At 51.6% G+C, this 25,996-nt stretch carries 13 protein-coding genes; all 13 read left to right on the plus strand.

Going from position 1 to position 25,996, the window contains the following annotated elements:
- The 13 genes from SE18_RS15730 (at position 1) to SE18_RS15790 (ending at position 25,846) form a co-directional block, all read left to right on the plus strand.
- Positions 1 to 3,195, plus strand: a complete 3,195-nt coding sequence (locus SE18_RS15730; RefSeq protein WP_054535426.1) for a response regulator — start codon at positions 1 to 3, stop codon at positions 3,193 to 3,195.
- Complete coding sequence (locus SE18_RS15735; protein ID WP_054535427.1) at positions 3,192 to 3,572, plus strand: response regulator; 381 nt, start codon at positions 3,192 to 3,194, stop codon at positions 3,570 to 3,572. The genes SE18_RS15730 and SE18_RS15735 overlap by 4 nt, the downstream gene beginning before the upstream one ends.
- A 54-nt stretch (positions 3,573 to 3,626) precedes the next feature.
- A complete protein-coding gene (locus tag SE18_RS15740; RefSeq protein WP_054535428.1) occupies positions 3,627 to 5,210 on the plus strand; it encodes a long-chain-fatty-acid--CoA ligase in 1,584 nt (527 codons plus the stop codon).
- Between the two features lie 449 nt (positions 5,211 to 5,659).
- The gene (locus SE18_RS15745) at positions 5,660 to 6,088 is read left to right on the plus strand and encodes a PEP/pyruvate-binding domain-containing protein (RefSeq protein WP_054535429.1); all 429 of its coding nucleotides are present in this window, start codon (positions 5,660 to 5,662) and stop codon (positions 6,086 to 6,088) included.
- Between the two features lie 139 nt (positions 6,089 to 6,227).
- A complete protein-coding gene (locus tag SE18_RS15750) occupies positions 6,228 to 6,701 on the plus strand; it encodes a hypothetical protein (protein ID WP_054535430.1) in 474 nt (157 codons plus the stop codon).
- A gap of 3 nt (positions 6,702 to 6,704) precedes the next feature.
- The gene (locus SE18_RS15755; RefSeq protein WP_083469941.1) at positions 6,705 to 7,994 is read left to right on the plus strand and encodes a cytochrome P450; all 1,290 of its coding nucleotides are present in this window, start codon (positions 6,705 to 6,707) and stop codon (positions 7,992 to 7,994) included.
- A gap of 11 nt (positions 7,995 to 8,005) precedes the next feature.
- On the plus strand, positions 8,006 to 10,864 hold the full coding sequence (uvrA, locus tag SE18_RS15760) for an excinuclease ABC subunit UvrA (RefSeq protein WP_083469942.1): 2,859 nt from the start codon (positions 8,006 to 8,008) through the stop codon (positions 10,862 to 10,864).
- 170 nt (positions 10,865 to 11,034) lie between these two features.
- Entirely contained in the window at positions 11,035 to 11,685 is a 651-nt protein-coding gene (locus SE18_RS15765) for a hypothetical protein (protein ID WP_012191641.1), read from the plus strand.
- A gap of 164 nt (positions 11,686 to 11,849) precedes the next feature.
- Complete coding sequence (locus SE18_RS15770; protein ID WP_054535432.1) at positions 11,850 to 13,148, plus strand: DapH/DapD/GlmU-related protein; 1,299 nt, start codon at positions 11,850 to 11,852, stop codon at positions 13,146 to 13,148.
- A gap of 38 nt (positions 13,149 to 13,186) precedes the next feature.
- A complete protein-coding gene (locus tag SE18_RS15775; RefSeq protein ID WP_054535433.1) occupies positions 13,187 to 14,122 on the plus strand; it encodes a response regulator in 936 nt (311 codons plus the stop codon).
- 40 nt (positions 14,123 to 14,162) lie between these two features.
- Positions 14,163 to 24,611, plus strand: a complete 10,449-nt coding sequence (locus SE18_RS15780; protein ID WP_054535434.1) for a GAF domain-containing protein — start codon at positions 14,163 to 14,165, stop codon at positions 24,609 to 24,611.
- A 24-nt stretch (positions 24,612 to 24,635) separates the two neighbouring features.
- On the plus strand, positions 24,636 to 25,016 hold the full coding sequence (locus tag SE18_RS15785; protein WP_054535435.1) for a response regulator transcription factor: 381 nt from the start codon (positions 24,636 to 24,638) through the stop codon (positions 25,014 to 25,016).
- The gene (locus SE18_RS15790; protein ID WP_054535436.1) at positions 25,013 to 25,846 is read left to right on the plus strand and encodes an alpha/beta fold hydrolase; all 834 of its coding nucleotides are present in this window, start codon (positions 25,013 to 25,015) and stop codon (positions 25,844 to 25,846) included. Before SE18_RS15785 ends, SE18_RS15790 begins: the two co-directional genes overlap by 4 nt.
- Positions 25,847 to 25,996: the final 150 nt, after the last annotated feature.

Below are 25,996 nucleotides of genomic sequence, written 5' to 3' on the forward strand. Positions count from 1 at the left end.
GTGATTGCAACCCCGTATAGCTCAGCTCAACAGCGCTCACGCTTTGTGTGGTTAATGAGTATCCAAGCGGTCTTGGTCGTTGTATTGCTGATTGCATCAACGCTTTTGACGTTTGGCATGAACCGTCTGAGCGCTCGTGATGCAGCTTTGCTGAGCTATCGGGTGCGTTTAAACGATGTCCATATCGCCTTGTTGGCGCTCCATAACAACTTGCGCGGTTATACCACTACCGGCTCGGCTATTTTCTACGACGAGATTCAAAAACAGCACGCGATTGTGGCCGAGGGTTTAGACGTTCTAGCGCTCAACCCGCCCGATCCCAGTTTGCCGCAGGTTGTGCAGCAAATTCGCGAATGGCTGAACAATACCTATCAACCAGTGCTTGATTCGGTAGCCAAGCAAGACCTGCTTTTGGCCGAATTGACTCTTGAGCAAGGCCGCCCACAAATCGAAGCGGTAATTGATACAACCAATACGTTACGCACCCAGTTGCGCGAACGCTCCGATGGCTATCGCGCCCAAATCGATACCTACAACTGGATCAAATTCGCCTCGATTGGCTTGCTTTCGGCTTTGATTGTGGTCTCGATGCTTGTGACGCTGCGGTTTTGGCGTACCCAACAGCACTTAATTCATGAGATTGAGGATAAAGGCAGCCAATTGCTGCAAAGTAATCATGAGTTGAGTTTCAATACCAATCAATTATCAATTATTAACAGTATTTTGGGCGTGCGGATCAACGAGTCGCGGGTGTTGCGCGAAATTAGCGATTATTTGGTGACTAATCCGACTCCCGCTGAAGCTTATACATTTGTGGCCCAAACGGTGGGTAATGTTTTGAATACGTGGTGTAGCATTGCCCTGCGTTTTCAGCCGCCACGCGAAGAGTTTCTTGATGTCATGGCCTCGTATCATTCATTGCCAAGTCGCCAAGCCTACATCGACCAAATGGTACAAAGCGTTCAGTTTCGAATTGATAATGGCCTCTACTCGCCACTCTTTATGCAACGTGCCCAGGTGGTCGAGCTTTTCAATGTGCCAGTTGAGCAACGCCATCCCAACTATCTCACCAGCGAAGTGCGCGAACATTTAGAGCCGTTTACGCTGTATTCGTATCTTGCAGTGCCGATTAAAATTCAAGATGAAGTCGTTGGCATGATTTCGGCGGCCTCTGATTCGCCCGAACGCTTGCTCGACCACGACCAAACCTTGTTTGTGCGTCAAGTGGCTGATCGCTTAGCAGCATGGCTCGAAAATATTCAACTGTTTTATTTGCTCAAGCAACAAGCTAATGAGTTACAAACCAGTTTCGACAGCATCGACGATATTGTGGTTGCCTACGATAGCCATGGTCATCAAACTAGGATTAACGAGGCTGGCTTGCAATTCTTTGCTGGTCGTCACTTCGATTTTCTTTCGACGAACTTGGTTTGGCGCACCGCCAAGGGCAATGTGCTTGGCTTCGATGAACATCCGGTGCAGCAAGCCTTGGCTGGCACAACTGTACGCGATATTGAGGTTGCCTTGGCGCGCGCCGATGGCGTGCCGATTATTCACGAGGTCAGCGTCTCGCCATTGCGTTCTGGCGATGGCATCATCGAGGGGATTGTGCTGGTCGCCCGCGATTTGACCGCCCGCAAAGAGCTTGATCGGCTTAAAGAGGAATTGGTCGCCAACATGAGCCACGAGTTGCGCACGCCGCTGACCGCAATCTTGGGCTATAGCGAGCTGTTGCTCAAACGCCGCACCGAAGTGCTCACGCCATGGCATACCACCAAAATTGATGGCATTCGCACCGGCGGCCAGCGTTTGCTGAGTTTGGTCAATGACCTGTTGGATATTGCCAAACTTGATGCTGGCCGAATTGAGTTGCAACGCCAAACGACGCTCATCAATAGCCTGTTGGAAGAGCAAGTGTCCATGTTGCAAACGATGATTCGTGAGAAAAATCAAACTCTGATTTTGCAATTGAGCGATGATTTGCCCTTGCTGATGATCGATCCTGAGCGGATTGGTCAAGCAGTGACCAACCTTTTGAGCAATGCAATTAAATTTACGCCGGAGCACGGCACAATTACCTTGGCTTCAGCGGCCTTGAATATCAACGAACAAGGCCAAGTTGAATGGTTGACCCAAGCCTTAGATACCGAAGTGCCGCCGATGTTGGCTGGCCAATATGTGCTGATTCAGGTCAACGATAACGGGGTTGGCGTGCCTACCGAAGCCCTGCTCAAACTGTGGGATCGTTTTTATCAAGTCGAAGGTGGCTCGACGCGCCGCTTTGGTGGCACAGGCTTAGGTTTATCCATTGTTCAGCAATTGGTCGAGTTGCATGGTGGTCGCACATGGGCCTCCAGCGCTGGCGAAAATCAAGGCAGCAGCTTTACAATTATGCTGCCAGCCAGCCGTGGCACGCAGCTGGCGCGGCTCAACCAAGGCGTGCGGCGCACAATTTTGGTCATCGAAAACGATCAACATTTAGCACTGCAACTTGAAGAACAATTAAATTCTGCTGGTTTCGAGGTGATTGTTGCTGCCGATCGCCATAGTGCTTTGGCCTGGGCCAAACAGCATTCACCAGCGGCAATTACCCTCGATTTGGTGATGCCCAATAGCGACAGCTGGGAAACGCTGGCAGCGTTGCGCGAAATTGACCATTTAGCCCAAGTTCCCGTCTTGATCGCAAGTGACGCTTCGTTATACAATGAACTACCAGGGGTTGGGGTTTCTACCTATGTTGTCAAGCCAATCGATAGCAACATTCTGATTCGGATTATTCGTCAGTTGCTTGGGGTGCAAACCCAATCGGGCTTTATTCTGGTTGTTGATGATGATTATGATATGGCCGAATTGCTGTGTGCAACTTTGCAGGAGCATGGCTATCTGACCCAAGCTTCGTATGATGGCGCTGCGGCGCTTGATCTGATTCAACAGGGCAATTATCCCCAACTGATTTTGCTTGATCTGATGATGCCTGTGGTTGATGGTTTTCAACTACTCGAACGACTGCGTGCCAATCCTGAAACGCGCAATATTCCGGTGATTATTGTGACAGCACGCGACTTAACCAACGATGAAATTCGCCAATTGCGCCAAGCTGCGCAAGCCATTCAGACGAAACATACCCTCAGTATGCGTAAGCTGGTTGCTGAAGTCCAACGGTTTGCCCCGTTGAAGGAATCGGATACTCCATGAACAAACCAGTTTTTCTGCTGGTCGAAGACGATCCATACAACCGCGATATTTTGCGCGAAATTCTCGAGGATTATGCCGATTGCGAGATTGTGGAAACCACCAATGGGCGGGAAGCGCTTAATTGGCTTTTAGATCAATCCAAACTTCCAAACCTCATTTTGCTCGATATGATGATGCCCGAGATGGATGGCTTTGAATTTTTGCGCCACTTGGGTAAGCATCCTCAGCATAACCAACTGCGGGTAGCTGGCGTGAGCGCCCGGGCACATAACCACGACCGCGATCGGGCGCTCCAAGCGGGCTGCTGGCGCTATCTCACCAAACCCTTTGATATTCACGAAATTGAATCAACAATTGCTGCGGCTCTGACAAACTAAGGTTTCGGCAGTGCGGTGGTAGATTTTTCTATGGCTTTTTAGGAGGTTTCATTGATGATTCCCCAGACGGCTACGACGCTCAATTTGGCCACAATGCTCGATGATCACGCCCGCAAGCGCCCCAACCGCACTGCCCTCATTTTCAACGATATGCGTTTCAATTATGCCCAGCTGAATGCCATGACCAACCAAATTGCCAATGGCATGCTGGCACTCGGCATCAAGCCAGGCGATCATGTGGCGCTGTCGTGCCCCAACTTGCCCTATTTTCCAATGGTCTACTACGCTGCGCTCAAAGTTGGCGCAGTGATCGTCTGTTTGAATATTATGTTGAAACCACGCGAAATCGCCTATCACCTCAACGATTGCGATGCGAAGGCCTTCTTCTGTTTCGAGGGCACTGCCGAATTGCCATTGGGTCAAATGGGCAAAGCTGGCTTTGATCAAGCTGAAAACTGCGAGCACATGATCGTGCTGACCGTCAATCCTGCTGCACCATCGCCCATCGAAGAGGTCAAAACCTTGGGCCAATTGATGTACAATCAAGCCCCAACATTTACGACCCACCCCACCAAGGCCGACGATACGGCGGTAATTTTCTATACTTCGGGCACGACTGGCCAGCCCAAAGGCGCAGAACTCAGCCACGCCAATATGTTTTTCAATGCTATGGTTGCCCGCGATTTGGCATGGCCAATTCTTGATAATAGCCTCGATGGCTCGAATGTGGTGTTGATTACGCTGCCGCTCTTCCACTCAACGGGCCAAACCGCGCAGATGAATGCCAATATTTTTGCTGGCGCAACCCTGACTTTGCTGCCCCGTTTCGAGCCAGCTACAGTTCTGGCTGTGATGGAGCGCGATAAAGTCAATCTCTGGACGGGCGTGCCAACCATGTTTTGGGCGCTCTTGCAATATATCGCCGCCAATAAGATCGATCCCACACCGATTGCTGCCAACTTGCGCCTGACCTCATCGGGCGGTGCGCCGATGCCCGTTGAAGTTATGCGCCAATTCGAAGAAGTGTTCGGGGTGCGGGTGCTCGAAGGCTATGGGCTTTCTGAATGTTCGCCGATTGCCACCTTCAATCATATCGATCTGCCCTCGAAGCCAGGCACGGTTGGCCAACCAGTCTGGGGCGTTGAAGTGCGCTGCGTCGATGACGCTGGCAATCCAGTTGCCGCAGGCGAAAAAGGCGAAATTCTGATTCGCGGCCATAACGTGATGAAGGGCTACTACAAACGCCCCGATGCAACTGCCGCCGCCATTCAAGATGGCTGGCTCTATACTGGCGACGTTGGCACGATTGACGAAGATGGCTATCTCTCAATCGTCGATCGCAAGAAAGATATGATTTTGCGTGGTGGCTACAATGTCTATCCCCGTGAGATCGAAGAAGTGCTGATGACCCACCCAGCGGTTTCGTTGGTGGCCGTGCTCGGCGTGCCCGACGAAAAACTGGGCGAAGAAGTCAAGGCCTTTATCGTCAAAAAACCTGGCGCTGAAGCCAGCGAAGAAGAAATTGTGGCTTGGTGTCGCGATCAATTTGCCGCCTACAAATACCCACGCATCGTCGAATTCCACGACCAATTGCCAATTAGCGCCACTGGCAAGATTCTCAAACGCGAATTGCGCTAGGCGTTTGTAAAGGATGAAGGATGAAGGACGAGGAATGAATGCCGAAAGGCAAAAGCCCACAGCCTATAGCCCAATCCCAAGAATCTGTGCCAATCTGTGGCGAAAGAGGGATTAGGCTATAGGCTGTGAGCTATCGGCGATTGATTGAAACCCAAAGCCCATAGCCATTTCCCCTTCGTGATCTTCGCGTTCTTCGTGGTTAAACGTGGATCACGATTTTAACGCAGAGCCGCAGAGGAATTATGTTGTGGGCTGTGGGCTATTTGGAAACCTAATCAAGAAAATCTGGGCCAAGCTGTGGCGAAAAAATGTGCTTCGTGTCCTTCGCGTTCTTCGCGGTTTCAACGCTTCGCGCGCTTCGTGACCTTCATGCATCATAACTCCTGAGTCCAACGATTGTTATAATACTGAATAACTATCGTTGTTTTATCCGCTGATGGAGGCGTGTTGTGAAGTTTCTGATTGCTCTTGATCAAGCTGGGGCTGCCGATCCAGCGTTGGTTGGTTTAACCGCGCTCAATTTAGCCGGGACAACTCCTGGTTTTGTCTTGAATACAACGGTCTATCATACAGCGCCGCATGGTGAAATTACCCCCGATGTTGAGGCCGAAATTGCCCAAGCTTACGCCGAGTTGGGCGTAGAAGCAGTTGATGTGCTTGCTTCACCAGCGATCGTTGGTGGTGCACCGAGCAATGCTCCAATGGCCTTTGCTAGCTTTACCGCAGTTCAAGGAGTCGATAAAATTGTCTTAGCAACCGAACGCTGCTGGCAATCGGCAACTAGCGAGACAGCCCGTAAATTCTATAGCGAGCAGGCAATTAATCCCGACGATGTCCAACTGGCAGTGGTGATTATTCCAAGTAGTAGCCAAGCCTAGTGCAAGAATTCGCCGTGGCTAGGCTCTTTGCAAAACAGCCCAATTAAGCTTGATGGTTTTCGGCATGCTGCTATAATGGGGCTATGCCCGCCGAAACGTTCAATTGAATCATCAAATCAGTTTTGTCGAGAGGTTGCTTATGTTTCGTCGTTTCTCTGGCTTGCTTGCTGTCGTTATGCTCGGAGTGCTCAGTTTGGTCTTGCTCCAGCCAGTAGCTGCAAGTAGCTTGGCTCAACCACCTCGTCCAACCTTAACGCCTACGCCGCTGCCGACAGAAACACCCGTACCCACGGCAACTCGTTTACCTGCAACCGCAGTTCCGGTGGTTACTGCTGAACCAACCGCAATTGCGCCAACGCTTGAGCCAACTGCAACGCTTGAACCAACCGCGATTGCGCCAACTGCAACCGCCTTGCCAAGCGCAACACTCGTTCCGGCTACCACCACCCCAATGCCGCCAGTAACCTTACCTGATACCGGTGTAGTGAAACCCGCTCCGGTTGCTTTGCCGGTCACCAGCAGCCCATCAACCTCGACTGGGTGGTTATGGCTCGCTGTGGCCTTGATTGGCTTGGGTTTGGTTGGGCGCTTTGGGTTGAAGTTTATGCGCTAAACTGTGAAACGACACATAGCTCCTCCTGCTGGCTGTCCGCCTGGTTCGTTTGGGTTGCCGCTTATTGGCGAGATTCGTGAATGGGCCGCTGACCCATTGCAATTTGCCCAAGAACGTGCTCAACGCTATGGCCCGATTTGGTCGACCCATCTTTTGGGTCGGCCTTGTGTTGTTTTATTGGAGCCTGCGGGCAATCGTTTTATGCTCAGCCAAGCAACCCAGCATTTTTCGTGGCGCGCTGGTTGGGGTCGCGCCATGCTGCGCCTAATTGGCGGCGGCTTATCACTCACTGATGGCCAACAGCACGATCAGCAACGCCATATTCTCAAGCCTGCTTTTGCTCATGCAGCGCTGCAACAGTTGCAACCGCAGATTCAGCAGTTGATTCAAGCGCAAATTCAAACATGGCTCGCTACCGATCAGGTCTGTTTATTGCAGCGTTTGCAGGCCTTGGCCTTTGATGTGGCCTTGTTGGTGGTTTGTGGACGCACGCCAGCCCCGATTGCCGAGGCTTTGCACCACGATTTTGCGGCTTTTACCGCTGGTTTGTTTACCCCAGTGCCCTACCCAATTCCGGCCACGCCCTATTATCGGGCGCAACAGGCTGGGCGTCGCTTGCGCCAAAATTTGGGCTATCTCATCGAGTTGCGGCGTTTGAGCTTGCAACCTGATGCGCTGGATAGTTTAAGCTTGCTCTTGCACGCCGACCCGCATCAAACTGACGATCAATTAATTAGTGAATTATTGCTCTTGCTGTGGGCTGGCCACGATACAGTTGCTTCGTTGCTAACTTGGATTTGTATTGAATTGGCGCAGCAGCCTGAAATTCTGCAACGTTTGCGCCAAGAAATGAATACTAATCACCATAGTTTGCTTGATCATGTGTTGCGTGAGGCCGAGCGTTTACACCCGCCCGCGCCTGGTGGTTTTCGCGGTGTGGTTGAAGCCTTTGAGTATGCTGGCTATCATGTGCCGCAGGGCTGGCTGGCAATGTACTCATCGGTTTATACTCATCAGATGCCAAGTTTGTGGCATAATCCAACCCAATTCAACCCCGATCGCTTTGCAGCACCAAGCAACGAGGGCAAACAAGCCTATAGTTTGGTTGGTTTTGGTGGCGGGCCACGAATTTGTATTGGTTTGGCGTTGGCCCAAATCGAAATGCGCTTGGTCATCCGCGAATTGCTCGCCAATTACGATTGGCAACTTGTGCCCAATCAAGATTTGCGGCCAGTTTGGTTGCCAACCAACCAACCCCGTTCAGGCGGTCTAATCACAATCCAGCGGATTTAGAGGAAGCGGTTATGGCTGAAATTGACCAAATTCAGATTGTTGGCGCACGCCAGCATAATCTTAAAAATATCGATTTAGCCATTCCCAAAGGCAAATTGGTGGTTTTTACCGGGCCATCGGGCGCTGGCAAATCGAGCTTGGCGTTTGATACGATTTATGCTGAAGGCCAGCGCCGCTATGTTGAATCGCTTTCGAGCTATGCCCGCCAATTTTTGGGCCAATTGCCAAGACCCGAAGTCGATAGCATTCGCGGTTTAGCGCCAGCGATTGCGGTTGCTCAGCAGACGATCAATCGTTCGCCGCGCTCAACTGTTGGCACAATCACCGAAATTTATGATCATTTGCGCTTACTGTATGCGCGGATTGGCAAGCCACATTGCCCAATTTGTGGCCGCTCGATTGAGCAGCAAACCGCCAGCCAAATTGTCGATCAGATTTTGAGCTATCCCGATGGCACGCGCTTGATGATTTTAGCGCCGTTGGTCAACGAGGAAATTGGCTCGCATGCGACAGTTTTGGAGCAAACACGGCGGGCGGGTTTTGTGCGGGTGCGAGTCGATGGGGCAATTCTGGATCTTGATGATCAGATCGATTTGGATCATCATGTGGCGCATAGCATCGAGGTGGTGATTGATCGTTTGATTATTCGCCACAGTGAAGCCAGCAGCTTGAACGATCATCCTGATCGGGTGCGAGTGAGCGATTCGGTTGAAACTGCGCTCAAAACAGGCGTTGGCGTCTTGCTCGTTCAGCCGATCGACGGCCAGCAGATGCGTTATAGCGAGCATGCTGCTTGCCCAGAACACGGGCCATTGGCCAGCGGGGCCTTGGAGCCACGCATTTTTTCATTTAACAGCCCGCATGGGGCTTGCCCTGTTTGCGATGGTTTAGGCACAGTTGATGATTTTGACCGGAACCTGTTACAATCTTACGCAGCGCAAACTCTTGGCGAGTTGCTTTTGAACCCACTGCGCACAAGCGCATCGACCAACCAACAATATTGGGAAGAAACAATTCAGGCTGTAGCTGATGCTTTGGCCGTCGATCTCGAACAGCCTGTTGACACAATGGCAAGCTGGGCCTTAGATTTATGGCTCGAAGGCAGGCTGCCAAGCGCTGAGCAATTGCCTTTAAGCAAAACCTTGCGCCGCCAATTGGAGGCTTGGCCTGGCTTGCTTGGTTGGTTACGCCAACATTGGCAGCAGGCAAGCGAACAAGAGCGCGAAGGCCTAAGCCACTATCGCCAAGGGACTGTTTGCTCTGCATGCGAAGGTTCGCGTTTGCGACCAGAGGCGCGGGCAGTTACACTACAAGGGCTGGCAATTGATCAAATTACTGGGTTATCGATTGAGGCTTGTTTTGCTTGGCTCAGTGCGTTGCCCAACAAATTGCGCCGCGAGCGTGATCAGCAGATTGCAGCGCCGATTGTACGTGAAATGGTTTTGCGTTTACAGTTCTTGCGTGATGTTGGTTTAGAATATTTGAGTTTGGCGCGCACTGCTGATAGCTTATCTGGTGGTGAAGCGCAACGGATTCAGTTAGCCACCCATATTGGAGCAGGCTTATCAGGGGTCTTGTATGTGCTGGATGAGCCGTCGATTGGCTTGCATCCACGCGATACAGCGCGGTTATTACAAACATTGTTGCAACTCCGCGACCTTGGTAACTCAGTTTTGGTGGTTGAGCATGATTCAGCGATTATTGCGGCGGCAGATTGGGTCGTTGAAGTTGGGCCGACGGCGGGTGTACAAGGTGGGCATATTATTGCGAGTGGGACAGTTGAACAACTGATGGCTCAGCCCAATTCGCAAACTGGTCACTATTTGGTTGGCCAACGCCAGCTTAGTTTGCCTCAAACCCGACGAAAGCCAACCCATGCTACACTACTGCTACGGGGAGCCAAGCAGCACAATCTCAAAGATCTTGATATAACAATACCTTTAGGCTGTTTGGTGGCGATTACTGGCGTTTCTGGCTCGGGAAAATCGACCTTTATCCATGAGATTCTCTACCCACGGCTGGCCAACGAATTGCATGGTAGCCGGCTAGCAGTGGGTCGGCATCGCAGCCTTGAAGGCTATGAGCAACTTGATAAAGTAATTGCGGTTGATCAAACGCCGCTTGGGCGTTCAGCGCGTTCCAATCCTGCGACCTACACTGGTATTTTCGACGCATTGCGTCAATTGTTTGCTGGGACAGCTGAAGCCAAAGTGCGGGGCTATGGAGCCAGTCGATTTTCGTTTAATGTTAAGGGCGGGCGCTGCGAGCAATGTCGCGGTGAAGGTGTGGTAACGATTGCTATGCAATTTTTACCAGATTTAGCGGTGACCTGCGACGCATGCGCTGGGTTGCGTTATAATCGGGAAACCCTTGATATTCGCTATCGTGGGTATACCATTGCTGATGTACTCGCCATGACAGTTGGCCAAGCCTTAAGCGTTTTCGAACGCATTCCGGCCTTGGCGCGGAAACTTGAGAGTTTGGTTGAGGTTGGGTTAAGCTATTTGACCCTAGGCCAGCCAGCGGCGACTCTTTCGGGGGGCGAAGCGCAGCGGGTAAAACTAGCGGCAGAGCTAGCACGTCGCGGGACAGGCCGAACCCTGTATATTCTTGATGAACCAACAACAGGGCTCTATTGGACAGATGTTGAACGGTTAATTGCGATCGTGCAACGCTTGGTTGATACAGGAAACAGCGTTGTGGTGATTGAACATCACCTTGACGTGATCAAGACCGCCGATTGGGTGATCGATTTAGGGCCTGAAGGTGGAGACACTGGTGGCCAGCTGGTTGTGGCTGGGCCGCCGGAAGTAGTCGCTATGAATCAAGCTTCATGGACTGGCCGTTTCCTTCAAACCGTGTTAGCTTGACGGTATGCCCAAAGCGTGAACAGCAACTGTGAATTTGGGGCATTATAAAGGCACATTGTGTTGACGAAGGTATAGCCTTAATGTACAATGTGCGTGCTGGCCGGGCCACGTTCCGAACCACGCCGTGTTGCCCCACTGCGAAGCTCACAGCATAGTGCAAGGAGTTACTCATGGCAGAAGAGCGCACCAATACGTCTGACGAGCTTGAGCGCCTGTTCTACCCCAATAAAATCGCACGATTGTATCTTCTCAGTTTGGAAGATGTTATGGGCCGCACGGGGGTCAATGCGCTGCTAAATATGGCAGGGATGAAACACCTCGTCAATAACTATCCGCCCAACGACTTAAAACGCGAATTTTCGTTCTTTGATCTCGCAACGATCAGCGAAGCCACCGAAACAATGTTCGGTCCACGGGGTGCGCGTGGGATGGAACTGCGGGCCGGACGGTATGCGTTTAGTCTTGGGTTGAAAGAATTTGGCCCACTATTGGGGATGGCCGACCTTGCGCTCAAACTGATGCCCATGACCATGAAAATGAAGATCGTCTTGAATGCGGTAGCACAAACGTTTGACCGCTTCAGCGATCAGCCGAGTCGGGTAGAAGACCAAAAGGGTCGTTTCCTTTATTACATTGATAAATCACCAGTGTTCTGGGGACGCGGCAATAGCACCCCGATCTTCTATTTGGCGCAAGGGATTATCGAAGAAGCCTTGACGTGGGTGACCGGCGGTCATAACTTCAAGGTCGAACAAGTTGCAAGTCCACGCAATGGCGACCCATATTGTGCGTTTGCCATTGACAAGGAGCCAATAGATTAGGACGATGTAAGTCTGCCAATCTGTGCGCTGGCGACGAGCAGGACGCTCACAGACATCCAACTGTAATCTGCTAGATTCCCATATTCGTGTAAATGCGAGTATAGTACATGGTAGATACCAGTTGGTTTCGGTGGTCGAAACGTCTTGAGCTGCAGGGACTCGTTATGAAACGGATTGTTCTCCGCGATCCTACGCTTATCGCTCCCTTTGGAGAACCAGCGCGTGATTTGCGGATTCTCAATAAGCCGCTGTGGCTGCTACACCGTGATCTGCTTGCACGCCACTGCCAAAGTGTTGCGGAAGTAGACGATTGGTCTGAAATTTCACCAAGTAGTGATGAGCTCTTGGTGCATAAAGATAATCTCTATTTCAACCGCGATTTCATTGAGACGTTTATCGCTGAGGCACGCGCCACTGGGCAACCTTGCCAAGTGGCTTTTGCTGCTGATGATGCGATGATTACGGCCCATGCTTTGCGATTACAAGAGGGTATTCGCAAGCATGGCAACCATTATATTGCCGACCTCTACTATTTCCCTCGCGGCGTTGTCCCGAATCCACAACCGCTGGTAATCGATACCAATGCCATGGAGATGGGCTACTACCATATTCCAAGCTATATGGCGCCCAACCAAGGGGATTTGGTATTCCAGGTGCCAATTCGTGCGTTTTGTTCAATCGAAAGCTGGGTTCATATTTTCATGACAAACTCTCCGCTCGGGGTGTTTGCATGGGGTCGGAAGCTGGAGCAAGAGGTTGCCAACAGTTGGCGTTTGAAGTTGAAAATTGGCTTTCGCTCGTTTATAGAACGTAAGCACTTTCTTTCATCATCACCTGTGGTCAAGATTGGCAAGAACTGCTCAATCGACCCATCGGCGATTATTCAAGGGCCAACTGAGATCGGTAACAACGTGAATATTGGCGCTGGAGTGGTGATTACGAATAGCTTGATCGGTAATAACGTGACGATTATGCAAGGCTCCCAAGTGATGCTAAGCGTGGTCAGTGACCGTTGTTATTTACCATTCCGGGCCGCCTTGTTCATGACTGTCTTGATGGAAAATTCGATGGTGGCGCAAAATACCTGTTTGCAGTTATGCGTCGTTGGCCGTAATACCTTTATCGGGGCTGGCAATACCTGTACCGATTTCGATTTGCTGGGCAAGCCAATCAAGACGCTCCATCGCGGGCGCTTGGAAGAAGTTGGCCTGCCAGTCATCGGCTCGGCAATTGGCCATAATTGTAAAATTGGCTCAGGCTTTGTCATTTATCCAGCCCGCAACATTGAATCAGGCACAGTCTTGATTTATGGCGATGATCATTCTGTCATTCCTAAAAATGTTTCGAGTGGTATTTACACCCGCCCACCAGTTTTCTATCCCGACCGCGATCCCCGCGTTCAACGCATTCCTGTGGGCGATCGCGTCGCCGATGAGTACCCAGCAGAACAATTCCGTGATTAACGCTGCATCGCACGCGGCGTGCGATGATGGAGGATACTGTGAGCAAAGAACGCATCTTAGTCGTCGAAGACCAAGCCGATATCTCTGGCTTGCTCAAAATTTACTTCACCTCGCAAGGTTATGAAGTGATGACCGCGATGCGCGGGCAGGTAGCGCTCGATCTTGTGAAACGCACGCCGCCGCATTTGGCCTTGCTTGATGTGAATTTGCCCGATATGACCGGGTATGATATTGGAAAAGCACTGCGCGCCAATGCCCGTACAAAGCATATTCCAATCATTTTCTTGACTGCCCGGGGCGAACGCGGCGATAAAGCAGAAGGGCTTGGGGTCGTCCAAGCCAATGATTATATTGTCAAGCCGTTCGATATTGAAGAAGTCCATATGCGGGTGCGCAACAACTTGGCCTTGGCCCGCGAAAAAAGTCGCACCCACCCAGTCACTGGCTTGCCAACCGCCGAATTGATTAATGAAGAGCTGCGGCGCTTGCTCTCCGCCGAAGTCTGGACGCTCGCAACTGTCCATATCAATGGCTTCGATACGTTCACCCAAGTCTATGGCTCGGTCGTCGGCGAAGATGTGCTCAAATTTGGCGCATTGTTGATCAACGAAGTCGTCAGCGAGTTGGGTGGCCAAGAGGAATTTATCGGCCAGTTAGTCACTGGGCCGGATTTCTTGATTACCTCGATGCCTGAGCGGGCTAAAGCAATTATGGAGCGGATTGCCGAACGCTTTGACCAAGAAATTGGCTTGCACTACAGCTATCCCGACCGCAAACGTGGCTATATTTTGGCCAAAAACGCCGATGGTACTGAACGCCAAGAGCCACTCATGACGGTTTCAATTGGGGTGCTCGATAGCAACGATGGGCCATTCTACGATATTCGTGAACTCAGCGAAACTGCTGAAAGTGTGCGCCCATTGCCCAACCTGCAAGAAGGTTCAGTTCGTAGCGCTGTGAAATTTGGCCGCTAAGCCAGGAGTTACTGCCTGTGCCTAAAGAACACAAACGCCCATGAAAATCTCTCCTCCTTCCACCGCAATTTGGCACGTGTTAACAGGCATTGCTCACCTCGCCCGTGAGCAATTGCCTGATTTGCCAACGTTCGCGCAGCGCTGTGCCGATTTGCTCAAACAAAGCGGCTTGTTTGCTCAAGGGGCGATCCTCCGCTTAGGCCAGCAACGTTCGTTGTTGACCGCATGGGGCATGAATAAACGCGCAACCAATCGGTTGTTGCCTGCTCGGGTTTTAAATGGTGGAAGTGAGGTTCGGCTGCCAGAAGGGTGGCAGATGTTTGCAATCGGCACCGCCGAAGTGCCAGGCGTTTTGGTCGCACCCGTCACGCTTGATCCAGAGCCATTAACCGTTCTGTTGGCCCAATTAACGACCTTGTGGCAGGGCGTGGCCTTACAAGAGGAGTTTGCCCGCCGCGAGCGTACCGTTGCCGCAATGACTGAATCGTTGCAGGGTTTGGCGCAACAGCTGAATGCAGACGAATTTTTGCAAACCTTGGTTACTCAAGCCACTGAATTGCTGGGCGCTGCTGGTGGCGGGGTCTACATGATCGATTCCAACCAGCAATACCTGGAGCTACGCCAAGTTGTGCAGTTTCCCGCCAATTGGAATGGTGCCCGAATTCAGGTTGGCAAAGGCGTGGCTGGCATGGTGGCCCAAAGTGGCAAGCCTATGCTGGTCAATAATTATGGCCAAGCCAAAGAACAATACGATAATCTGCCCGAAGGGATTAACTTCTCTGCGGTGATGGCCGCGCCATTACGTGCCGACGAGGCGATTATTGGGGTTTTGGTGCTGGTGCATATCGAGCCTGATCGCGGCTTTCAAAATGCCGATTTGGCCTTGCTTGAATCGTTTGCGGCCCAAGCATCGCTGGCAATGCGCACCGCCAAGCTCTTCGATGCCCAACGTCAACGCCAACGCGAATTGTATTTGCTGTATGAAAATAGCTTAACCGTTGGCTCCTCGCTCGATCTGACCCATATTCTCAATCGCTTGACTGAAAATGTATTGCTGGCCCTTGGGGTCGAGCAATGTTTGTTATTGCTCTGGGACGATCGGCGCAAAATCTGTGAATTGGTGGCCCAAGCGACTGATGATGATGCAGCAAACTCGCTTGATTTGTCGATTGGGGCAACCTACGAGTTGCGGCCAGAATCGATTTTGAAAATTGCCTTCGATACCCAACAACCAGTCGCGGTTGTTGATGTTGGCACCGATCCACGGATTAATGCCCAACGTTCATGGCTCAAAGCGCGGGGAATTCGTAGCGCCTTGGGGTTGCCAATGCTGCTCAAGGAGCGGGTAATTGGCGTTCTCTTGTGTACGACCACCAGCCGCGTGCGTAGCTTCAACCCCGGCGAAATTACTTTGGCCCAAACCTTGGCCGCCCAAGCAGCTACGGCAATTGGCAATACCCGCTTGTTAAATGATGAGCGGCGCCGCAACTCCGAACTTTCAGTGCTGCAATCTTTGAGCGCCAAATTGACCTCCGGCGTAAGCCTGCAAGTTGCCCTCGAAAGCATCGGCGACAGCGTTGCCCAGCTTTTCGATAATATCGATCTTGAAATTTGCGTCTACGATCCGCAAACCCAAGTGCTCAATAGCCAATACGCCACGCCCCGCACGCGTCAGCATTACGCCAGCGAAGGTGGCTCATATGGCATCGATCAGGGCTTGACTGGCTGGTTGGCCCGTCATCGCTCAACCTTGCGCATCGACGATTTGCAACGCCAAAAGATTGTTAAGCCAATTCGACCACACGAAACCGCAAGTGGTTTGGCTTTCCGCTCATTCTTGGGCGTACCAATGCTGATCGGCGATCAGTTGATCGGTACGTTAGAGCTTGGTTCTGGCACGATCGGGCGTTTTGATGCTGAAGATGAGCGTTTGCTGAATATTATTGCTTCTCAAGCAGCCCAAGCCTTGCGCAATGTTCAACGCTACGAGGCGACCGACGAAGTGCTGCGCGAACGGGTGCGCGAACTTTTGGCGCTGCAACGGATTAGCCGCGAGCTAACCTCGACCTTGCAGCTTGAGCAATTGTTGCCAGCAATGTTGACCGAAATTAGCCAAGCAACTGGTTGTGGCTATGGGATTGTCGTGCTCTACAACGACGATGAATCGCTGCATGTGATTGCCCAAAATGGCTATGGCTCTGCTGAAGAAGCTGGCTTTTTGGCCTTGCCATTGCTGAATAATGGCTTGCTGAGCGACCCAATGCAACGCGCCGAGGCCTTAATTTATGACGATGTGACCGCGCTTGACGATACTGTCGAGTGGGGCGAAGTTCGTTCGTTGCTCATGGCGCCAATTTTGTATGAAAATCGGGTAGCTGGGGCAATTATCGCTGGCGATACCAAAGGCTATGCCTTTGATCACGCGGCCCTCGATTTTGTCCGCGCTGTTTCCGACCAAGCTGCCTTGGCCATTGGCAATGCCCAACACTACGAAGAGCAAGTCAAGCAACGTGAATTGTTGCAACAACGGGCTAGCCTTTTGAATGAAGTGTTGGAGATTGGCAACGCGCTGCGAGCAGATATGGAGCTTGGCAATCTGCTTGAGCAAATTGCATTTAGCGTTACCGAAGCCGCTGGCTATCGCATGGTCTTGTTCAATCTGATTGATCAAGCTCATCCAACGATTATGCGCACGGTAGCTGGCGCCGGGATTGCGCTCTCCGATTTGGAGCAGTTGCGCAATGAAGATATTGCGATTGAAACTCTTCACCCATTGCTCGACTCGCAATATCGGATTGGGCGCGCCTACTACATTACTCGGGGCAACGATTCGAATGCTTGGCACGATGGCGACCAACTGTTGGTACCATTGTACTCAACCGAGCGCGAATTAATTGGGATTATGACGGTCGATGATCCGTTTACCCATGAAGCGCCAACCCGCCGTACCGTCGAAACGCTGGAAATTTTTGCTAACCAAGCGGCAATTGCAATTGAAAACGCGCGCTTGTTTGATCAGCGTTCGCGCCAAATTGCTGAGCTAGCAATTATCAACCGCATTAGCCGTGCTGCCACCACCAGCCTCAAATTCAATGATCTGGCGCGTGAAGTCTATAACGTGCTACGGGAAAATCTGCCAATTCGGGCCTATTATTTGGCAGTATTCGACACCAAACGCAATAGTGTGGTCGAATCGTTGGCGATTGATGACGAACACTTTATGCCCGATGTCGTCAATGGGCCAATTAATGAAAACTCGTTGATGGCCAGAATTATCAAGCAACGCGAAACCTTGTTCTTCAACGACATGACCGCCGAGTTGCTCTCCAACGATGGCAATAGCCCACCGCGCAACGATGACGGCAATAAAACCGACGTGCCACGTTCGTGGATTGGCGTGCCGCTCCTCTTGGGCGATGGCACGGTGCGCGGGGTGCTTTCACTCCAACATAACGAAGCTGGGCGCTATGGCGAACGCGATGCAGCCTTGCTTGATACAATTGCCAATCAATTGGCGGTGGCGATTGAAAATTCGCGCTTGTATGGCGATAGTCAATCGCGCTTGGCTGAATTGGCGCTGATCAATAAAATCGGTAGCCTAACCAACTCAACCCTCGACTTTGTGGAAATTCTCAAGGGTGTCTACGAGTCGTTGCGCTCAATCTTAGATTTAAACGTTTTCTATAGCTTCGTCTATGATCCAATCCTGGGCGATATTGTGCTGCGGGTGAATGTTGAAGAAGGTAAGTTCTTTATTGAAGAACAACGCGAAAAGCTCTTGCCGAATTCGCCTTCTGCCCACGTTGTCAATACCCTTGAGCCTTTGGTCTTCCGTGATATGCCCCAAGAAATTCAGGGCAAATATACGATCAAGCGCTTTGGCAACCCCGATAAATGGGTGCGTTCGTGGATTGGCGTGCCGCTAAAAATTCGTGATGATACTGCTGTGGGGATGCTCTCAGTTCAGCATTACGAGCCAAACGTCTATAGCGAGCGCGAAGCTGAGTTGCTGCAAACGATCGCGAGCCAAGTAGCCTTGGCCGTGCAAAACGCGCGCCTGTTCGGCGACCGCGAACGCCAAATTCGCGAGTTGGATGCAATTAGCCAAATTGGTCAGTTGATGAGCGCCTCGCTTGATCTGAATGAAATGCTGGGCCTGACTGCTGAATACTTGCAAGAAGTTACTTCAGCTCCAGTTTTTTATACGATGATCTACGATGCAGAGCACGACCAAATTACCGATGGCTATGCAGTGCAAGAAGGTGTGCCAGCAGAACGCACGCCGCGCGGCAAGCCCCGGGTTGGCAGCCCGAGCGCCTGGGTGGTGCAACATCGTGCGCCATTAATTTTGGCCGATGTAACCAATAAGGCTGAGTTGGAGCAAAAGGGCGTTCAGCCCATGGCCAACCCAATTCAGGGCAAGAACAAATCGCCGCGTTCGTGGGTTGGCGTGCCGATTATTGCTCGCGACGGCGCACCGATTGGGATGCTCTCGTTGCAGGATTATCAGCCAAACGCTTTTGATCAACGCACAGTGGCCTTCTTGACCAACGTGGTTTCGCACATTAGCTTGGGTATTCAAAAGGTTCAGCTGTTCAACGAACGCGATCGCCAAATCAAAGAGCTTGATGTGATTCGACGGGTTGGCCAAGTAACTAGCTCGACCTTGAACGCCGATGAATTGATGCAGGGCGTGTATAACGTGCTGCGCGAATTCTTGCCGATTGATATTTTCAATCTCAGCGTTTTCGATAGCGAGCTGACGGTACGGATTCATAGCTTTGTGATTGATCGTGGCATGATTATCAATTATCCCAAAGCTACGCCGATTACGCCGCACTCGCTGACCGCGTGGATTCTGGAGCATCGCCAGCCGTTGCTGTTCAAGTCGGTTGACGAGGAAATGAAAGCCTACCCGGATATTCATCCACGGGTCGCCTCAGCAGACACGGTGCTTTCGCAATCGTTGATGGGCGTGCCATTGCTCACCAACAACGACGAACCGCTTGGGATTTTGTTGCTTCAACACTACAAGCAAGCAATGTTCGACGAACGCGATTTGCAATTGCTGATCAACGTGGCCTATCAGGTGACTTTGGGGATGCAAAACGTGCTGTTGTATAGCCAAACCCAAGATGGTTTGGATCAACTAGCAACTGAAGCTGAGCGTTTGGCGCTGATCAATCACGTTTCTGATTTGACTGCCTCAACCCTTGATACCCAAGTCCTCTACGATTTGGCCGTCGAAGAAATGGCCCAAGTGACCGATGCTTCGCAAGCGCGCTTGGTAATTTTCGATTACGAGGCGCAAGTTGGCTACACGCGAGCTGAGTTTCCCAAAGGCGATCTAAGCATCGAAGTTCCGGTTGCTAACAACGGCACGATTCCTTGGATGCAGCGCCATCGCCGCCCATTGGTGATCAACAACCCGCTTGAGCATGAAATGACCGAATCGTTCCGCGAAACGACGAAGCAACTAGGCATTCAATCGTTGATGTTGGTGCCGTTGATCGTCAAGGGCGAAGTGGTTGGCTCGATTGGGCTTGATCATATGGTCGAAGGTCGCAACTTCAGCCAACGCGATGCTGAAACCTGCCAAACGATCGCCAATCAAATTTCGCAAGGTTTGGAAAACGCTCGTCTGTTTGCTGAAACTGAGCGCCAAGCCCAAGTGCTGAGCCGCAAAGTTGGCGAATTGTCGGTGCTTTTGGAAGCAGGTCAAGCACTTAGCTCGATTCACGAGCCAACCCAAGTGTTGGATACCTTGGTGCGCTTGGTGGCTCGCCAACTCAAAATCGAAACCGTGATTCTGTTTACTGGCGATGAAGAGCTTCAGCCAGCAGCATCGTTGGGCTTGCCAACCGATTTTGTTCAAAGCCTGCGGGTCAAACGCGGCGAGGGCTTGGTTGGAACGGTCGCCGAATTGCGCAAGCCACTGACGACCAGCGCAACCGATGGCCAATCGCCAATCATCTCGCAACATGTCGAATTCAATCGCGACCATGGCCTCTCGGTCTTTATGGGTGTGCCAATTGTCTATCGTAATGAATTGTTGGGTGTGCTCAGCGTGATGTCTGGCGAGGGCGCTGCCTTCAACGAGGACGATACCGCGCTCTTGAGCGCTTTGGCCGACCAAGCGGCAATTGCGATTGAAAATACCCGCCTGTTTGTTGAGCGCGAACGCCAAATTACGGTGCTGCAAGCATTAAATGATGTGACCCAAGCGATCACCTCGACGCTTGATCCACAAACCTTGCTACGCCAATTGCACCTGCGCTTGAGCAGCGTGGTCGATACCCGCCACTCATTCATTGTGCTCTACGACAGCGATCATAACATCTTGACCTTCCCAGTGGTGATGAATGGTGGCCGCGAGGAACGGCTCGAACCTCAGGCCTTGGCCGAAGGTGTGCTGAGTCGGGTTATTCGTGGGCGCCGCACGATTGTGTTGAACTCGATTGAAGAAACCGCCAACGCCTCGCGCTTCTTGCTGGGCCACGATACGCCGATGGCTTCGTGGGTCGGGATTCCGATTATGCTTGGCGATATGGTTTTGGGTGTTATCACCATTCAAAGCCCACTGCCACGGGCATTCAGCACCGAAACCATTCAATTCTTGCAGGCAGTTGCCAGCCAAACCGCCATCGCCTTGGAAAATGCACGCTTGTTTGCTGAGCGCGAACGCCAAGTAACCGAAGCGGCAATTTTGTCATCGATCAGCCAATCGATGACGGCAACGCTCTCGCCAGAAGAATTGGCTAGCTCGATTCTGAAGGGCTTGACCGAAATCTACAATACTGATAACGCCTATATCGTGTTCTACGATGCGCCAACCAATATGATCTCGACCACGGTTGGGTTTAGCAATGGCCAACAGTATTCGTTGATTTCGCATGTGCTAAGCAACAGCTTCCTCAAAACGATGTTGTTTGAGCAACGCCCATTGATGTTCAACAGCAAGCACGATTTGCAGAACGAACGCTATTCGCCTCGGCTGGAAGGCATTCCTGAGGCAATCGAGCCAGAATCGGTGATTGCAGCGTCGATCACGATGGGCAGCCAAACCTATGGCATGAATATCAATCAGCCATTGGGTGTGATTGTGATTCAAAGCCCGCAGGCCAACGCATTTAGTCGTGGTCAGCTTCAATTCCTTGAATCATTGGCCAACCAATCGTCGGCAGCAGTCCAAAAAGCAATGCTGTTTACCGAACGCGAACGCCGGATTCGTGAGCTGGATACGCTCAACCGCATCAGCCAAGGGATTACATCAACCATTAGTTTGGATGAAATCTTAGAGCGCTTGTATGCTGGCTTGGGCGAAATTGTCGATGTCAGCACGGCCTTTATTGGCTTGTACGATCCGCAAACCCACTCGATGGAGTTCCGCGAGGCCCACGACCGTGGCGAGCCAGTCACGATCGGCACGCGCCGCTTGTCGGTTGGGGTGCCAGCCTGGGTAATTGAACATCGCCAGCCGCTGTTGCTGAACACATCGGAAGAAGCCAACGAATATCGCGATGCCCAAACCCAATTAACGACTGAAGCAAGCGCCATGCGGATTGGCGACCGCGGCGAACTTGAACAATCGTATTTGGTTGTGCCAATTGTGGTTGGGGTCGATGTGATTGGGATTATCAATATTCAGAGCTACGAGGAATATGCCTTCTCTGAATATGATATGAGCTTTGTGACCACAGTTGCGGCCCAAGCTGGCGCGGCGATTGCCAATGCCCGCTTGTTCTCCGAGCGCGAACAATCGATTCAACGCTTGAACACCTTGAACAACATCGGTCAAGCCTTGAGTTCGACGGTGCGCTTTGACGACTTGCTGCGCGTGATTTACGAACAAACTGGCAAGTTGGTCAATACTGAAAACTTCTACTTGGCGCTATACGACGAGCGCAATAAAGAAGTGACCTTCCCGCTTTACTACGAGCATGGCACTTCGGGCAACGTCTTGCCTCAGCGCGGCATGAACGGCCTCACCGAATATGTAATTCGCAAACGTCAACCGCTGTTGCTGCAAGGCCCACACATCGCCGAACGGATGGCCGAAATGAAGGTCGATCAAGTTGGCGATATGGCACGCTCGTGGTTGGGTATTCCGCTGATTGCAGCAGATAAAGTCGTGGGGGTTATGACGGTTCAGAGCTATGAGCAAGATAATGCTTATAGCGACGAATTGGTGCAATTGTTGCTAACGATTGCCTCGCAAGCAGCCCAAGCCTTGGAAAATGCCCGCCTGTTCTCGGAATCACGCCAAAGCGTGCGCGAACTCTCGACGCTTTCAGAAACCAGCGTTTCCTTGGCTAGCACCTTGGAAATCGACGAATTGATGGCAATTAGCTCGTCAAGCGCAATCGAAATGTCGCGGGCCGATTTCGGCGGGATTATCGTGGTTTCGGGCGATGGCTACACCATCACCAACTCGTTGGCGCTCAACCGCGACCATATGGAGTTGGAGTTGCCAAACGCCAACGAGCTTGATGTTGGCAGCATGGAAATTTTGCGCCCATTACGTTCAGGTCATCCGTTGGCGTTGTTTGATGCCAGCACCGATGCAACTTTAGCGCCATTTGTCAATAGCATTGGCATGCGTGGCTCGATCTTCTTGCCAATGTTGCGTGAAGGCTTGCGTGGCGTGGTCTTTGTGGGGATGGACGAACCATTTACCTTCAACGAACGCACCATTTCGAGCTTGATGATTTTGGCAACCCAAATTGGCCAAGCGATCAACAATGCTCAATTGTTCGATCAAATTCGCCGCTTCAACCTTGAGCTTGAAGAAATCGTTGATCAACGTACCTTGGAACTCAAGGGCGAAAAAGAACGGGTCGAAGCGCTCTACAACATTGCGACCGAGCTTGGTACGACTCTCGACCGCGATGAACTGTTGCTGCGAACCCTCGATTTGGCGGCTTCGGCCTTGATGGTTCGGCGTGGAGCAGTCTTCTTGCTCGACCGCGAATCCAAAGATTTGGTCTGTCATGCGGTGCTCAACGAAGAATTGGGCTTGAAATCGATTGAAACGCGGGTACGCTTCCAGCACCCTGGCCTCGCCAACTGGATCATCGAGCACAACGAAGGCGTGGTAATCTCCGATGTGTGGCTGGATGATCGCTGGACGAATGCCCAAAGCGGGCGCGGCGACGATGTGCGCTCGGTAATTGCCGTGCCATTGCTTTCGAGCGACGCACCTCAAGGGGTGCTGATGCTCTATAGCAACGAAATTGGCTTCTTTACCCAAGACCACTTGCGCTTCCTCTCGACGATTGGTGGCGAAGTTTCTTCGGCCTTGCACAACGCCGACCTTTACACCTTGGTTTATGATTCTGCTGACCGGCTCTCCGACGCGATGTGGCAACAACGCGAAGAAGCTAGCAAGACCGCTGCTATTCTCCAGAGTGTTTCGGAAGGGGTTATGGTGCTCGACCACCAAACCGAGAAGATCATTCTGTATAATCCAGCTGCCGAAGATGTGCTACGGATTCCGCGCTCGGAAGTGATGCATAACAGCTTGCAAGTGATTGCCGCGCCGCGCAACGAAGAAGAATTGCACGAAGAAGGTCGGGCCTTGCTGCTCTATACTGGTTTGCACGAAGGCATTCAAATTGTGCAACGCTCAGAGGGCGTGCATCGCAGCATGATCGAATTGCCTGGCCAATCGATTGCAGCCAACTTCGCGCCAGTGGTTGGCGAAGAAAGCTCGCGCTTCGGGGTTGTGGTGGTTTTGCGCGATATTACCCGTGAAGTTGAAGCCGACCGCGCCAAACGCGACTTTATCGCGACCGTTTCGCACGAGTTGCGCACGCCGCTGACGCCAATTCGCGGCTTCGTCGATTTGCTCTTGCTTGGTGCAGTTGGCCAAATGTCCGACCCGCAGCGCGAAATGCTCACTACCGTCAAGACCAACGCCATGCGCATGGTCGGCTTGGTCGAAGACTTGCTCGAAATTGGGCGCTTGGAAGCAGGCAAGATTGTCTTGAACACTGCGCCAAGCAATATCAACCAATTAGTCCGCGATATTGTGGCAACCTGGGACCTTGAACTCAAGAAGAAGAACATGACCTTACAGCTTGAACTTGACGACACATTGCCATTAATCGAGTATGATAGTAAGCGGATTGGACAGGTCTTAACGAACATGGTTTCGAATGCGATCAAGTATACCTACGCTGATGGCGATGTGATTATCCGTACCTTCATCAACGAGGACAACATGATCCAGCTTGATGTCAAAGATACCGGGGTCGGTTTGACACCAGAGCAACAAAAGAGCCTGTTCAAACGATTCTATCGAGCCGATAGTCCCCTACGTGATGAGGTTGGCGGCACAGGCTTAGGGCTTTCAATCGCTAAGTCGTTTATCGAATTGCATAATGGCGATATGTGGGTGCAAAGCGTTTATGGCGAAGGCAGTACATTTAGCTTCTCGCTGCCAGAAATGCAGCCCCGCCCCGACTTAGGCGAACGTGATGAGGTCTAGCATCGGCAGAACACAGGAGCTTCGATGGGCATGATCAAAATTCTCGTTGCAGACGATGAGCCAGATGTGCTGTTTATGACCAGCTTCAGCCTGCGGAGCCTTGGCGGGTTTGAGGTGATCGAAGCACATAATGGAGCTGAAGCGGTTGAGCTAGCCCTTCAGGTTGAGCCAGAGTTGCTGGTTCTTGATATTAAAATGCCAAAGATGACTGGCTATGAAGCATGTCGCGAGTTGCGCACGTATCCGCAATTTGCTTCTACGCCGATTATTTTGCTGTCGGCCAAAGGGCAAAAAACCGAAATTGATGAAGGCTGGGAATCAGGCGCAACCGAGTATATGCTCAAGCCCTATGCTCCAGCAACCCTCATTGGTCGGGTACGCGAATTGTTGAGTACGCAGGCATGAGTGCAATTTTTATCGAAAATCGGGTTGTGCATTATGAAGTTTTTGGCCGTGGTCAGCCAATTATCTTCTTGCATAGCTGGCTTGGCTCGTGGCGCTATTGGGTTCCATCCATGGAGATGGTCTCGGATCGCTTTCGAACCTACGCGCTCGATTTTTGGGGGTTTGGCGATTCGGATCGCGCGATTGGTACCTACAATATTGATGCCTATGTTGAGCAATTGTTGGCCTTTATGCGCGAATTGGGGATGGTTCGCACCAACCTCGTTGGCCATGGCCTTGGCGGCATGGTCGCAATTCGGGCAGCAGCGCAGGCTCCGAATAGTTTTATCAAAGTCATCACATCGAATATGCCGGTGTATGGCGAGCCATTGAGCGGCTTGGTTAAGCCGAGCACGCTTTCGCGCTTGATGGGCAAGGCCAACCCAACTGAAACTTGGAACAAGCTGCTCAAAAACATCAAAATCGATGATGATACCTATCGCGAAGTGCTCGAAGATACCAACGCCACCGCTGGCGAGGTGATTCAGCGAGTTTTTGATTCGGTGCTGGCTGCTGATTTGCGTTCAACCCTGGAAACGCTCAAAACGCCAACCTTGGGTATTTATAGCGGCAACGACCAAATTGTGGCCCGCGATCATGCCCAATTGTTTGAAACTGCGGCGATTGAGCACCAAGTCTTGACCTTGGAAAACAGTACCCACTTTCCATTTTTGGAAACTAATTCGCAGTTCAATCGCTTAATTCTCGATTTCTTCACCAGTCGCGGCGCAAACACTGTCCAAATTAAGGAAGAGTGGCGGCGCCGGATGAGCCAATTCGAGTATTTGTAGGCACTTAAAAACGATCATTCGTAGCAACCGTCACCACGCTGTGGTTGGCGGTTTTTCTCTGTTTAAAGGCTGGGAAAAGAACATAGAGCATAGAACATAGAACATATGGCGTTGGGGATCGGTTGTTGGGGATTGGGGATCGGAAATTCA

This window comes from Herpetosiphon geysericola (assembly GCF_001306135.1).
GTDB classification, from domain to species: Bacteria; Chloroflexota; Chloroflexia; order Chloroflexales; family Herpetosiphonaceae; genus Herpetosiphon; species Herpetosiphon geysericola.

What these genes read in the sequence shown, in the direction of transcription:
- SE18_RS15735 (WP_054535427.1), top strand. Translation starts at nt 3,192, where the DNA reads ATGAACAAACCAGTTTTTCTGCTGGTCGAAGACGATCCATACAACCGC.
- SE18_RS15740 (WP_054535428.1), top strand. Translation starts at nt 3,627, where the DNA reads ATGATTCCCCAGACGGCTACGACGCTCAATTTGGCCACAATGCTCGAT.
- SE18_RS15750 (WP_054535430.1), top strand. Translation starts at nt 6,228, where the DNA reads ATGTTTCGTCGTTTCTCTGGCTTGCTTGCTGTCGTTATGCTCGGAGTG.
- uvrA (WP_083469942.1), top strand. Translation starts at nt 8,006, where the DNA reads ATGGCTGAAATTGACCAAATTCAGATTGTTGGCGCACGCCAGCATAAT.
- SE18_RS15765 (WP_012191641.1), top strand. Translation starts at nt 11,035, where the DNA reads ATGGCAGAAGAGCGCACCAATACGTCTGACGAGCTTGAGCGCCTGTTC.
- SE18_RS15770 (WP_054535432.1), top strand. Translation starts at nt 11,850, where the DNA reads ATGAAACGGATTGTTCTCCGCGATCCTACGCTTATCGCTCCCTTTGGA.
- SE18_RS15780 (WP_054535434.1), top strand. Translation starts at nt 14,163, where the DNA reads ATGAAAATCTCTCCTCCTTCCACCGCAATTTGGCACGTGTTAACAGGC.
- SE18_RS15785 (WP_054535435.1), top strand. Translation starts at nt 24,636, where the DNA reads ATGGGCATGATCAAAATTCTCGTTGCAGACGATGAGCCAGATGTGCTG.
- SE18_RS15790 (WP_054535436.1), top strand. Translation starts at nt 25,013, where the DNA reads ATGAGTGCAATTTTTATCGAAAATCGGGTTGTGCATTATGAAGTTTTT.